This is a genomic window from Enterovibrio litoreus (genome assembly GCF_045679545.1).
Taxonomy (GTDB): Bacteria; Pseudomonadota; Gammaproteobacteria; order Enterobacterales; family Vibrionaceae; genus Enterovibrio.
The window spans coordinates 1,407,504-1,420,379 of the sequence record NZ_CP166194.1 but is presented as its reverse complement, the minus strand read 5'-3'; the positions used below and the strand labels follow the sequence as shown (position 1 = coordinate 1,420,379).

Genomic DNA, 12,876 nt, shown 5'->3' with positions numbered 1-12,876 from the left:
AGCTCATTAACACTAACCTTGGTAGCCCATCATCCGCGGGATCCACAGCACCAGATCTGGCGTCAATATCATGATAAGCAAGGCCACCAGAAGCACGCAGATAAACGGAATCACCTGCTTGATAATGCCCGCGAGAGGGATCTTGGTTGTGCCATTAATCACAAACAACAATACCCCATAAGGCGGCGTGATTAGACCAATCATAAGGTTAACAATGGTCACGACACCAAAGTGAACAAGATCAATTCCTAATTCCCGACATGCGGGGATAAACAAGGGCACAATCACCAGAATCACTGTCGTGGCATCCAACAAAAAGCCCAGCAGCAGATAGATAAAATTCACCAACAACAAAAATTCGAGGGGTGACAAATTGGCCTGACTAATCAGTTCCGCAATCGCCGTTGGGACATTCTCTGTCGCTATGATGTAGTTGAAGATCAGCGCTGAGCCAATCACCAAGCCCACAGAAGCAGATGAATACGCACTTTCTTTCAATGCGGCATAAAGCTGCTTTAAACTAATAGAACGATATACAACCGCAGCGAGAATCAACGCATACGCTGCTGCAACTGCTGCCGCTTCTGTTGGCGTTGTCACGCCACCATAAATACCAAACAACAGAATGCCCGGCATTAATAGCGTCGGTAGCGCCCGAAAAGTGATCCCTGGAATGTCTTTTGTCGGTGTTCTAGGCTCCCTAGCAATGTTCATTTTGGTGGCCATATAGGTGTTCATACCCATCAAAACCACACCCATCAGCAACCCAGGAACTAAGCCCGCAATAAACAGATAACCAATCGAAGTGTCCGATACCAAGGCATAAATCACCATCGGGATCGACGGCGGGATAATGGGCCCAATGGTAGCAGAAGCCGCTGTCACCGCTGCGGCATAAGCCGGCGGATAGCGCCCATCTTTGGTCATCATGTTAATGATAACGCGCCCTACTCCCGCCGCATCGGCAACCGCAGAACCCGACATGCCTGAAAAAATCAAACTAGACACGATGTTGACGTGACCCAGCCCACCTCGAAAATGCCCCACCATGGCCACACAAAATTGAAGCAATCGATCAGTAATACTGCCCGCATTCATGATATTTGCTGCGGCAATAAACAAAGGAACCGCTAACAGAATAAAACTGTTGTAGAAACCTTGAATAATCTGCTCACCAGCCAGTGCTAAATCTTGACCGCTCACCAAGAGATAAACGATGGCACCAATGATCATTGAAAATGATACCGGCGTGCCGAATGCAGCCAAAAGTAATACAGTGACCAAGCACAGTGTTAACGCCAAACTCATTCTTCCACCTGCTCATCCTTGTCATCGTCTTGCACCTTGTAGTTCGGATTCAAATACTGAATCAGTGCAATCCCGTAGCGGAGAATAATGACGCCCAGAAATACCCCGTAAATGCTGAATACATAGTCGAGGCGCCATTTTAAGATCGCGCTCTTTTTGATCTTATAGAAAGTGATGTAGTCCCATGTCGGCAGAAAGCTAATCCCGAAACCGATGATGATGCCGATTGCAGACAAGATAAGAAAAATACGTTGTACCTTTCCCGGAACACTTAAAAAGAGAAGATCAAAGCGAATATGATCCTTGTTACGCAAACAAAATGCGCCCGTCCAAAAAATCACCCACAGCCAAAGCGTCAAAAGAAGCTCTGAAGACCAGCCAATGGGAGCATTAAGGACATATCGGGAGAATATTTGCGCACAAAAAATCAGGAACATTGCGGCCAACATAGTGACCGCAACCCCATCTGCTATTCGCTGAAACCAAAGCAGAATAGTTTTCACGCGTTACCCTCACAGGTTGTTGATGTTTTCCACCATGCCTTCCGGCCAGCTTTCAGAAAACTCAGACTCAAGGTACGCTTTTTGAACGTGTGAACGGAAGGCTTCTAAATTTGGCTCATACACTTTCAGACCTTGCTCACGGAAGAAATCCACCAGCTCCGCTTCCAATGCCAATTGGTTTTTGCGCCCATATGCCGCCGCATCATCGGCCGCTTTTTGCATTTGGGTTTGTTGCTCAGGCGTTAAGCTATCCCACACTTTTTTCGAGACCGCGAGGTAGTTCAAATCCACCAAGTGATTCGTCAATACAATCTGCTTGGTCACTTCATAGAACTTGGCATCCTTGTCTGTTGGTAATGGATTGTCTTGACCGTCAACCGCGCCAGTTTGCAACGCAGTATAAACTTCGGTAAAAGCCATGGGTGTTGGGTTTGCGCCCAACGCTTTACCCAGGAACTGCCATGCATCAGAACCCGGCATACGCAGTTTCACGCCCGCCAGATCTGCCGGTGTTTGCACTTCGTCTTCAGTACGAAGATTCAACTGACGACGGCCCAGGTAAATCACACTAAGTAGCTTCACGCCCAGCAGGTCTTCCACTTCTTCTTTCAGTGGGTCCATCGCCTCTGAGTTGAATACCGCGACCTGATGATCAGCGTCACGATGCATGTAACCCGCCGTGAAAATCGAGAAAGCAGGAATGAATTCAGCCAATTCTTGCGCCGACGCCATCGCCATATCAAGGTTGCCACGAGCAATCGCTTCCAGCTCAGTCCCTTGCTTAAACAACGAAGCATTCCAATGCGGTTCAAACTCCGCGAAACTCGCGACGCCTGGCCCAAACACTTCCGTCAACGCAATCGCACGTTGGTCAGTTTCTGAACTTGGCGCTGATAAGCGCAACTTCATATCCGCAGCACCAGCAGCCGTTACAGATAACATCGCAATCGCCAATGTTGTTGCTTTCGTGACGTTGCTCAGCCAGTTAGCCGAGGATCTGGACAACAATTTCATACACCACTCCTTTGTACAGGCACTTGTGATTCAAGTACCCAGCATTGGTTTGCTTAATGACCCCCTTGGTCAAAAAATCAGCGCACCGTTTAACATGAACATAGCGTAGACGATCCGATTAATCCGTTGTTACCCAAATGTGTCTCATTTGTTAAAACATCACCTATTTTTCATTTTGAGGGATATTTTTTGACTTATAGTGAATTCATGAAAATGAGACATATTCTTCGTTTTATTAGGACGAGAATGTGGATGTAGATTAATCCAACGTGTGAGGCCAGAGGCAATGAACCTCTATGAAACGTTAAGAACAGATTTGTTAAGAGGCGACTATAAACCCGGAAGCCGTTTGCGTATGGAGTCGCTAAAAACACGCTATGGCAGCGGTGTGAACTTATTACGCGAATGCCTAACGCGATTAGCCAGTGATGGCTTGGTGATGGCTGAAGGGCAAAAAGGGTTTCATGTCGCTAGCTTCTCAACCAAAAAGATGGAAGAGCTCACGCGGCTTCGCATTCTTCTTGAATCCAATGGCGCAGAGCAATCTTTTGTCAATGGCGACATGGAATGGGAAAGCAATCTTGTTGCTGCCCACCACAAGCTTGAGCATGTAGAGAGCAAAATGCGCAACAACATTGAAGACAACTTCATGATGTGGCATCGCTGTGACTATGAGTTCCATGCGGCATTGATTGGCGCCTGCAATTCTGAGCTTCACATGCATTACCATCGCCAAATTTATGACCAGTTTCGCCAGTTTGTGATGATGGAACTGCGCACTAACGGCTTTCGAGGCACACATATTATTGACGAACACCAGGTGATATTAGAGGCCGCACTAAATCGTGACCTTCCAGCCTGTGTTCACGCATTGGAATCACACTTAGGTGGGTTTGTTGAGCGCTTGCGTGAGTTTGACGATCAAGGCTAAAAGCTCTCGTAAGCCAAAATCGCGTGTTGAAAATAATCTCCAATCACTATCAACAAAGAAGGATATTTGCCCTACATGGAACCATTAAACCTTGCTGTTGTTGGCGCGGGTCTGATCGGGAAAAATCACATTCAGCTCATCCAAAGTAGCGAAGCCTGTCAACTTGCAGCCATTGTTGACCCTTTTGAAGCCAGCATTGAACTCGCAAAAAATTGCGGCGTACCGCACTTCTCTGATCTGAACGACATGCTTTCTGCTTTGCATATTGATGGCGTCATCCTAGCCACCCCTAACAACATGCATGTCGAGCAAACCAAAGTGTGCATGGAATACAAGGTTCCCGTCTTGATTGAAAAGCCCGTGGCACATTCAGTGGCAGAAGCGACGGAATTACTCAACATTGCAATGCGCTCTCCCGGTATTTGGGACACCCTATTAGTTGGGCACCACCGTATGCACAGCCCCATCATCAAGCGGACACGAGAGCTGATTGACTCCGACGTGCTGGGCGCTTTGGTCGCCGTACAAGGTTGCGCTCTGTTCTGTAAACCCGATGATTACTTTGACGCCGCCCCCTGGCGCACCAAAGAAGGCGGCGGCCCTATTCTGATTAATTTGATCCATGAAATTGGCAACCTTCGCTATTTATGCGGCGAGATAGTGGCTGTGCAGGCCATGGCATCAAACCGTCGCCGCAACTTTGATGTGGAAGACACGGTGTCGATTAACCTCAGCTTTGCCAATGGCGCATTGGGGACATTTTTACTCTCCGACACGGCAGCTTCTGGCTCTAGCTGGGAGCAAACCTCGCAAGAAAACAAAGCGTACGCCACGAGCACTGATGAAAATTGTTACCACATTGCAGGCACTGACGGCTCTATTTCAGTGCCTACCATGCGCCTTAAATATTATCCGATAAAAGCTGATCGTTCTTGGTGGAAACCCTTTACTAGCGACATCATTCCCCTTGAGCGCAAAGATCCTTTGGTTGAGCAGCTTAATCATTTTTGTCGAGTGATACGCAAGCAAGAAAAACCCTTGGTAACAGTACGAGATGGACTTCAGAACCTTCGTGTCACCGAAGCCGTTTTAGAGGCCGTAAAAACAGGAAGAACCGTATATATCGATGATATTGGGTAATATTTTCGATTGAACAAGGAAGTCAATGATGAAATCAATACTGGTAATGAATGGCCCCAATCTCAACTTGTTAGGCCAACGTGAACCCGGCCTGTACGGCAACACAACGCTCGCTGATGTCGAAGCACTCTGCCACGACGCCGCTCAAAAACACGGCGTGGCGATTGAGTTTATGCAAAGCAACCATGAAGGCGTTCTGATTGATGCTATGCATGATGCGGGAAGAAAAATCGCAAACGGTGACATCATCGGCGTGGTGTTTAATGCTGGTGCGTTCACCCATACATCAGTGGCCTTACAAGATGCTATTAAGGGCGCACAAGTCCCCGTCATTGAAATTCATATTTCCAATGTCCATGCCCGTGAGGAATTTCGTCATCATTCTTATCTTTCCCCCGTTGCAGCAGGCATTGTTGTTGGGTTTGGCGTAAAAGGTTATGCACTGGCCATTGATGGACTCATGGCGACATACGGGGACGAGGCATGATCTACTCCATTGCAACCGTGTGTTTATCCGGCACTTTTCGTGAGCGTATTGAAGCGATCGCAAAAGCCGGCTTTCGTGGCATCGAAATTTTTGAAAGTGATCTGATCACCCACAACGGTTCTGTGAAAGAAATCCGCCGTATGTTAGACGATCACGGTTTAGAAGTGGTGACCTATCAGCCCTTTCGAGACTTTGAAGGCTTACCTGCTCCTTATCGCCAAAAAGCCTTTGATCGCGCTGAGCGAAAATTTGACCTAATGGAAGCGTTGGGTACTGATCTGTTAATGGTCTGCAGCAATACATCACCGCATGCTTTGGGCGGTATACAACGAGCAGCCGATGATTTTCATGAGTTAGGCGAGCGCGCAGCAAAGCGTAATATGCGGATTGCTTATGAAGCGCTGGCATGGGGGAAATACGTCTATGACTATCGCGATTCGTGGGAAATCGTGCGTCGTGCCAACCACAAAAATGTGGGCCTGTGCTTAGATACTTTCCACATTTTCTCGCGACAAACTGAGCTTGACACCATGCTCAATATTCCCGGTGACAGAATATTCTTAGTGCAAGTTGCCGACGCGCCAAGTTTGTCAATGGATCACCTAAGCTGGAGCCGACATTATCGCTGCTTCCCTGGCCAAGGCGATCTGCCACTTGATAAGTTCGTTACCAACATGCATGCCACCGGCTATGACGGCCCTTTCTCGCTGGAAATATTCAACGACCAGTTTCGTGCGGGATCAGCAGAGAAAACAGCGCGTGATGGTTATCGTTCATTAGTGTTCGCCAACCATGCAGCGGAAAAAACACCCGACGTGAGTGCCACGTCTATTCCCGCAGTTTCGCCACCGAGCGACATCGAATTCATTGAGTTTGCACTGAACGACAAAGAGAAACAACGCCTCACTAAACGACTTTCTCAACTCGGCTTCAGACATGCTGCAACCCATAAAAAGAAACACGTTGAATTGTGGCGCCAAGGCAAGATCAATCTGGTGATGAACATGGAGCCAGATAGCTTTGCACAGAACTTCCACCAGCATCACGGTGTTTCAGTGTGCGCAGTCGGCATGACCTGCGATAACGTGAAAGACATGGTGGAGCGCGCCCAAAAACTCGAATTCACCCCCGTTTATGGCAACCCCAATACCGACACTCACGGCATTCCTGCCATTTATGGCCCAGGTGAAAGCTTACTTTACATGGTGGATAGCTCAGAAAAACCCGCCCATTGGGAGCGAGAGTTTCAGTGGCACAGTGAAGCAGAACCACAAGCATTTTTGAACAAAGTCGATCACATTGCGCTGTCGATGAGTTATGAAGAAATGCTCCATTCCGTGTTGGTGTTTCGTTCCATGTTCAGCATGCGAACCATGCCAACCGTGAATGTCACCGATCCTGGTGGTTTGATTCGAAGCCAAGCCCTACAAACGCCTGATCGCGGTGTGAGCTTTACCTTAAACAGCAGCCAAGCCTCGCGAACCGTGTCGAGCCGGATTCTTGACCAATACGCAGGCACGGGCGTGAACCATATTGCGCTGTCCACCCCAGATATTTTCGCGACAGCCGCGTTTATGGATGCCCAACAAACAGCGACCTTGCCAGCAACGGTGAATTACTACGACGATTTAGCGGCACGATTCGCCCTGTCGGATGAAACTATTGCCAAGCTCAAGCGCTTTAATATCTTGTATGACGAAGATGAAAACGGCAGTTTCTACCAACTCTATACCACTTTGTTTGCAGGCAGATTCTGTTTCGAGATCGTTCAACGCAATGGATACCAAGGGTTCGGTGCCGCCAACAGCCAAATGCGCCTCGCCATGCAAGCAGGAGAAATGGCTAAATAATCTCGTTTTGGGACAAATACATAGAAAATCGAAAAGGGAGCCATTTGGCTCCCTTGGTTTTAGGTTTTAGGTTTACTTCTTAATCGGCTTTACTGTATTCACTCTAATGCATTAACTAATGCATTAACTAACGCGAATCAGGCTATCTGCTGACTATTCACGATCTTGGTCGAAATCGCCGTGGAAGTGACCATGATCCGCCACTTCACGCGAGGCAGATTTGATTCTCTCGCCAATGCGATGTTGGTTGCTAGATTCTTGCACCGAGAATGAACGTAGCAGTGTACGCTGCTCAGGCTCTTCCTCGCGTCCATCCGCATAAAGATCGTCACTCATTGCATAGAAGGTTGCCACATAGGCCAGTGCTTTCGAGTTCACTCTTAACGCCTTGTTGCTCACGTTATTGAGGTCATCACAGGCTTGGTGGTAACACTTGTCATAAGCCACATCCACCTCACCGCCGAATTGCTCGGCTTCTTCTGCAGACTTGATTTGCTCAGCACCGGTGAACAGACCACCAAATGCGACGCCCCAATCGGCGAAGCCCGAGTAATCTGAGCGTTTCGACAAGGCCTGCGGCACGGTGGATTCATCTTTATCAGTAAAGAACTCGTTGAACAGACCTTCGATGTGCGACGTTCCTTCTGGTGGCTCAAAGTCACCTGGGTATGCATTGTCTGGGCTGTCTTTGGTGTCAGACAAATCGCCATCCATCACACCAAACACGTAGTTAGGTGAGCCGATCATGTCGAAGTTGAGGTACATCTTGATCGGGTTGATTTCAAGATACCGCGCCTCCACCAAATCACGCTGTGCATCAGTGAGCTCTGCGGGATCGGTAACCCCCACTTCCTCCATGATTTGCGCTTGCGCATCGTTGTAATAACCGCCTAACACTTCGTTGGTGTAATACTCAGAGCCAATTAAGCCTGCTTCTTCTGCCGCCCACCAAGCGAAACGTACCTTGTTCTTTTGGTTAACAGGCAGTTGTTTCATTTTTTTCTGAAGGCGAATGGCATATTCCAAGATCCCCGCGCTGCCTGAGCCGTTATCATTAATACCCGGCCCTTCTGGCACCGAATCTAAGTGTGCGCCCAACATCACGATCTGATCGGGGTTCCCTTTTTGGGTTTCAGCCAGCAGGTTTTGCGTGACCACCACTTCGTCTTCCACGCCGATATTCAATGCCGCGGCGACCGTATCCGATTGCGCGAGGTCATACCAAGCTTTACCGAGATCATAGCGCGCACCAAAGGCAGGTATCGTCGCTTCACTGTCACTGCCCAAAGTGCCATTGACCACGGCTTTGCGCCCATCATTGTTACCTTGGTTGAACACGATAACACCAACCGCACCCGCGTTTTCAGCATTGACGACTTTCGCATCAAAGGTACAACCACCACGTTGGATAACCGCCACTTTTCCGGTGACATCAACGCCATCAAAGTCGCTGGCTTCACACCCATCAGTGTCATCATAATCTGGGGATTCAAAGTCAAAATCGGGCGTCACAAAGGCAATGTCGGCGCTCAATGCACCGTCAGAACCACCAGAATAAGACATGGCAGCATAATCAGCCGGAATATCATCCGTTGCATCACGAACATGAACCAGCGCTTGCCCATTTACACTCAGGGTTGTGCCATCTTGTTCCGACCAGCTTCGAAAATCGAAGGGTTGGAATGTCACGTCGTAGCCATTCGCTTCCAGCGTGGCTTTGATGTATTCGGCGGAATTGGCGTAACCCTCAGTCCCAGCCGCACGCGTTGTTGAACCGCCGTCAGGCGTTGGAACGGCTGCCGCTTCCATGGCCTCAAGATGATCAACCAGATTTTTTTCCTTGATTGACTTACTGACTTTGTTTGCAACCCAGCGTGGGTCTTCACAGCCAGCAAAACCCGTCAGCAATGCGGCACTCATTGCCACGACCAACAGACTTTTACCACTAACATTGAATGTCTTCATAGATGTCGTCCTTTTTATTTGACAATTTCAGTCAAACACTCAGGGCTATATTCTTCCACACAATGTAAATGTAAATATTTGCTAACGGAAACAGGATCACAGTTTATTAAAGGAAAGATAATCAGTGTCAAATGGAATTAGATGCTTCATTAAAGAGACGATATCTCAATTCGAAATATCCAATGTAAGATAATGAAAGAGAATGAGAGGACTTTAAAATCAGAATATTTATTAATACAAGAAATTAATTTCAACCAGTAAATGTATGTTAACCAACAAAGCCATGTTAACCAGCCAAGAGAAATGATCAACAGAAAATATAAACATAAGACTGAATAGACATTCACTTTACGTGTTTTCTGGTGTTAGATCCCAAGTCTCATAATGTGCTGAGGGCCATTGGGCCCACCAAGATATCGCTCATGTGTGTCTTCAAAGCCCCCTTTCAGATAACACTGATATGCAACTGTATTTTTACAGTTCACTGTCAAGTACAACCAGTCTGATTCTGGGAAATGTTCCTTGGCCGTCTTCCCCAGTAATAAGACCGCTGCTTTCCCCAATCCTTTCCCTTGCTGATTTACATCAATTGCAAATTTTCTAAGCCCAATAGCATTATCTTCACATGCATCGAGTTGAGTGGGAAATGCCCGCTCAATTTTAAAATACCCTACAACACAACCATCAAGCATAACGACAAAACGTTCGGTGTTTTCGCTGTCATCAGCAAGAAATTCTTTCGGCAGTGCGGTATATTTCGCTTGTTCTTCACTAAGTGAAATCTTACGTACTTGGCTTTTATGTTCTGGTATTAGTTTTTCTATGTTAACCATCAATTCGCCTTATTTAACGGACACACCAAATCAATCAAACGCGTTTGGATTTAATCAAGATAACTCAAAATTGACCCTACCAAGTTAAAAAACAAAAAACCATCCGAAAAACGCTAATAATCACTCATAAGCTAAAATTAAACTCTAGGCCGAGAAAGCAAAACTATTGCCACCTAAGTTATTGTCATTCCATTAATAAGAATGCTGTCAGAAAGACAAGAGTTCAAGGCATTGCCCCCCAGCGAGGCTAAGGGCCAGCGACATCTAATGTTAGTATTTCAAACGATACATCCGCCCAATCAGTAACGATTCAAACGCACGGAATGCACGCCTCTCACTGTGTCTAATTGACAGTTGTATCGAGAAATACAACCTACGCTTAATTTGGAAGAATCAAACGACATACGGATATGAAAAAAAATATATTTTGGCGCATTCGGCCGATACTTTTTACCATTTTTGGCTTTGCCATCAGCCACAACCTTTTCTTCATCATGCTGCCTATTCGCATGAAAGAAAGTGGCTACGAAACCTCAAACATTGGTCTCGCCATGAGTATGTTTGCGGTGGGCGCGATTTGTGCTGGGCTCTTTGGTTCACGTGCTGTGCTGCGGGCGGGACATATTCGCGCATTTGCATCCATGGCGGCGATGCTGTCGATCGTGTCAGTGATCCACAGTTACACAACGGACATTTGGCTCACTGGCGCACTTCGGATGATCGCCGGTTTTTGCTATGTGACTTCATTCATCACGCTGGAAAGCTGGCTCAACGTTTTAAGTGACCGAAGCAATCGAGGGCGCGTTTACGGCACATATCAGATCTGTTTTGCGATCGGTTTTGGCACAGCGCCTTTCCTATTCGGAATGTTCAACGAACAAGATCCGCGTTTGTTTGGCTTAATCTCTGTTTTTCTGTGTTTCTCGCTCATCATTATGTCCATGAGCCGACTACCCGCGCCTGAATTACCGGCGAGAAGCACACCGATTACCTTAAAGAAACTCTGGAATTACTCCCCCTCGGGCACACTTTCGTGTTTTTGTGCGGGTTTAATTAACGCGTCAAGCGTATCGCTCATTTCGCTATACGCTTATAGCAAAGGAATTTCCGGCATTTGGTTGTCGCTTATTTTGGGTTCGTATCAAATGGGCGGGTTGCTTACGCAGTTTCCCACAGGATGGTTAGCGGACAGGTATGACAAACGCGTCATCGCATCAGGGCTGATGGTGATGGGAGTGATAAGCAACAGCTTGATCGTGCTCGACAATTTCCATCCCTATCCCATAGAGGTATTAGCCGTCCTTTTCTGGATTTCCGGTGGTTCTGGTGTGGCATTGTTTCCGTTAGCCGTCACGCAAGTGTTTGACCACATCGACCCAAAAGAAGCGATGCCCGTTACCAGCACTATGCAAATATTGTTGGGGGCCGGCGGTGTTATCGGGCCGATTATCGCCAGTTCTTTGATGAGCGAGTTTAGTGTGGTTTGGCTCTATTACTACATCATCACGGTTCATGTTTTTGTGTTTGCATTCCTGATGATCAGGAAGCTTTATGTCCGCACTGAAAAAATGCCCTCTACCAACCAGTTCAAAGTCAGTGTCCAACCGATTGCTTCGACAGATTTTGACCCCATGCTGGACTTTAAAGACACCAACACCACTAACCCAGAGCTGAAACTCCTGCTGGCGGCCTTGGGGCAAAACCCCACAGACCCAGGGCTACTGATCAAACTTGCGTTGCAAGGCTCAGAGTTGAACGCTAACGACGTGGCGAAGAACATGGTACTCGCTTACCCCAAACGTTCCGGCGAGATGATCCGACACTTGATCGCCCAATTCCCGAAACGCCGTTTGGAAATCGCCTATTCACTGCATGATTTGTTCATGCTTCGCAAGGCGCGGATAAACAACTTGGTGCTTGAAAGCTTGTTAGAGGGTTCCACGGCGGAAGAAGCTGAGGAAATCAACGCGCTGATTGCTTCTATCAACAAAGCGCACGATGACAACCTCAAACAAGATCCTGCGAAAACCTAGCGTTTTTTGGGGCAAGACATGACGTTGAAATCCTTGTTAAAGCAGATTCCAAACTCATGACGTGTCTGATGCAGCCAAACATGTTTCAACGCTGGGTTATTGTCTCTCATCCAACGAATGGCTTTTTTGGGATTCAGTGATGCAGGCGGCAAGGTGAACTGTTCCGCCAACTCCAAGGTTTTATCAAAATAAGCTTCTGGGGTTTCAAAATCACACGCGCCGTGCTTCTCCCATTGCCCCTGTAGTAACTTAGTGCCGGGGCTCATGCACAAATAAGGCTTAATGGTCGCTAGCGGTAAAGGTTTGAGATCTCCTTTGCAGAAGCGCGGATGACCACGGTTATCGCCCTTTCTGTAAGCCTGTTCTGATTCGCCCCAAAGCCCATGAACGACCCAACCGAATTGATTAGAAGAATCACACTGAAACGGCACGCTACTTTCGCTACCTTTGCGTTTCATGTTTTGACAAAAACTTGGCGAGTTTGAAAACATCAGCAAGAAAAAATCCGTGGGGGTATTTTTGTTCTGATAATCCATGCGGTTGTCATACCGCATATTCAAATCAGCGACATCAATGTCGCAACTGTTAGCTGACAGATTTGATTCGGCATTCGCGGAGAATGAAACCACAGCGGCGAGCAAAACGGCCAGTGGTTTTAGTATGTTATATGCGTTGATAATTAACACTCCTCTGTTTCAATCGACATCATTAGAGTGTGTACTCGCCTCACTCTTTCAAACGTCACATTATTGCTATTCGTTACCAGTTACCAAAACGACTCGTCACCAAAACTATCCTTTATCAAAACCCGT

11 protein-coding genes are annotated in these 12,876 nt (G+C 47.3%); 5 read left to right on the top strand and 6 right to left on the bottom strand.

The features are described from left to right. Positions 1-12: 12 nt before the first annotated feature. From AB8599_RS06260 to AB8599_RS06250, 3 genes are read right to left on the bottom strand one after another with little or no spacing between them, the layout of a single operon-like run. A complete protein-coding gene (locus AB8599_RS06260) occupies positions 13-1,308 on the bottom strand; it encodes a TRAP transporter large permease (RefSeq protein ID WP_407332890.1) in 1,296 nt (431 codons plus the stop codon). Then, on the bottom strand, positions 1,305-1,811 hold the full coding sequence (locus AB8599_RS06255) for a TRAP transporter small permease (protein ID WP_407332889.1): 507 nt from the start codon (positions 1,809-1,811) through the stop codon (positions 1,305-1,307). Before AB8599_RS06255 ends, AB8599_RS06260 begins: the two co-directional genes overlap by 4 nt. 9 nt (positions 1,812-1,820) lie before the next feature. Further along, positions 1,821-2,825 (bottom strand): sialic acid TRAP transporter substrate-binding protein SiaP, encoded by a 1,005-nt coding sequence (locus AB8599_RS06250; protein ID WP_407332888.1) that lies wholly within the window; start codon positions 2,823-2,825, stop codon positions 1,821-1,823. A 286-nt stretch (positions 2,826-3,111) separates the two neighbouring features. On the opposite strand from AB8599_RS06250, the gene AB8599_RS06245 reads away from it, so the two are divergent. The 4 genes from AB8599_RS06245 (at position 3,112) to AB8599_RS06230 (ending at position 7,233) form a co-directional block, all read left to right on the top strand. After that, positions 3,112-3,756: a GntR family transcriptional regulator gene (locus AB8599_RS06245; RefSeq protein WP_407332887.1), complete on the top strand. Its 645-nt coding sequence runs from the start codon at positions 3,112-3,114 to the stop codon at positions 3,754-3,756. Between the two features lie 75 nt (positions 3,757-3,831). Next, positions 3,832-4,896 carry a Gfo/Idh/MocA family protein gene (locus AB8599_RS06240; protein WP_407332886.1) on the top strand — a complete coding sequence of 355 codons (1,065 nt, stop codon included), beginning with the start codon at positions 3,832-3,834 and terminating at the stop codon, positions 4,894-4,896. Between the two features lie 28 nt (positions 4,897-4,924). Continuing rightward, positions 4,925-5,383, top strand: a complete 459-nt coding sequence (gene aroQ, locus AB8599_RS06235; RefSeq protein WP_407332885.1) for a type II 3-dehydroquinate dehydratase — start codon at positions 4,925-4,927, stop codon at positions 5,381-5,383. Next, on the top strand, positions 5,380-7,233 hold the full coding sequence (locus AB8599_RS06230; RefSeq protein ID WP_407332884.1) for a bifunctional sugar phosphate isomerase/epimerase/4-hydroxyphenylpyruvate dioxygenase family protein: 1,854 nt from the start codon (positions 5,380-5,382) through the stop codon (positions 7,231-7,233). Before aroQ ends, AB8599_RS06230 begins: the two co-directional genes overlap by 4 nt. Positions 7,234-7,386: 153 nt before the next feature. Here AB8599_RS06230 and AB8599_RS06225 read toward each other — a convergent pair whose 3' ends face one another. Together AB8599_RS06225 and AB8599_RS06220 are read right to left on the bottom strand one after the other, a co-directional pair. Then, complete coding sequence (locus AB8599_RS06225) at positions 7,387-9,198, bottom strand: M28 family metallopeptidase (RefSeq protein WP_407332883.1); 1,812 nt, start codon at positions 9,196-9,198, stop codon at positions 7,387-7,389. Between the two features lie 365 nt (positions 9,199-9,563). Next, positions 9,564-10,031 carry a GNAT family N-acetyltransferase gene (locus tag AB8599_RS06220; RefSeq protein ID WP_407332882.1) on the bottom strand — a complete coding sequence of 156 codons (468 nt, stop codon included), beginning with the start codon at positions 10,029-10,031 and terminating at the stop codon, positions 9,564-9,566. 410 nt (positions 10,032-10,441) lie between these two features. Here AB8599_RS06220 and AB8599_RS06215 point away from each other — a divergent pair, with 410 nt between their 5' ends. After that, a complete protein-coding gene (locus AB8599_RS06215) occupies positions 10,442-12,064 on the top strand; it encodes an MFS transporter (RefSeq protein ID WP_407332881.1) in 1,623 nt (540 codons plus the stop codon). Here AB8599_RS06215 and AB8599_RS06210 read toward each other — a convergent pair. Then, on the bottom strand, positions 12,061-12,750 hold the full coding sequence (locus AB8599_RS06210; RefSeq protein ID WP_407332880.1) for a ribonuclease T2 family protein: 690 nt from the start codon (positions 12,748-12,750) through the stop codon (positions 12,061-12,063). The genes AB8599_RS06215 and AB8599_RS06210 overlap by 4 nt on opposite strands. Positions 12,751-12,876: the final 126 nt, after the last annotated feature.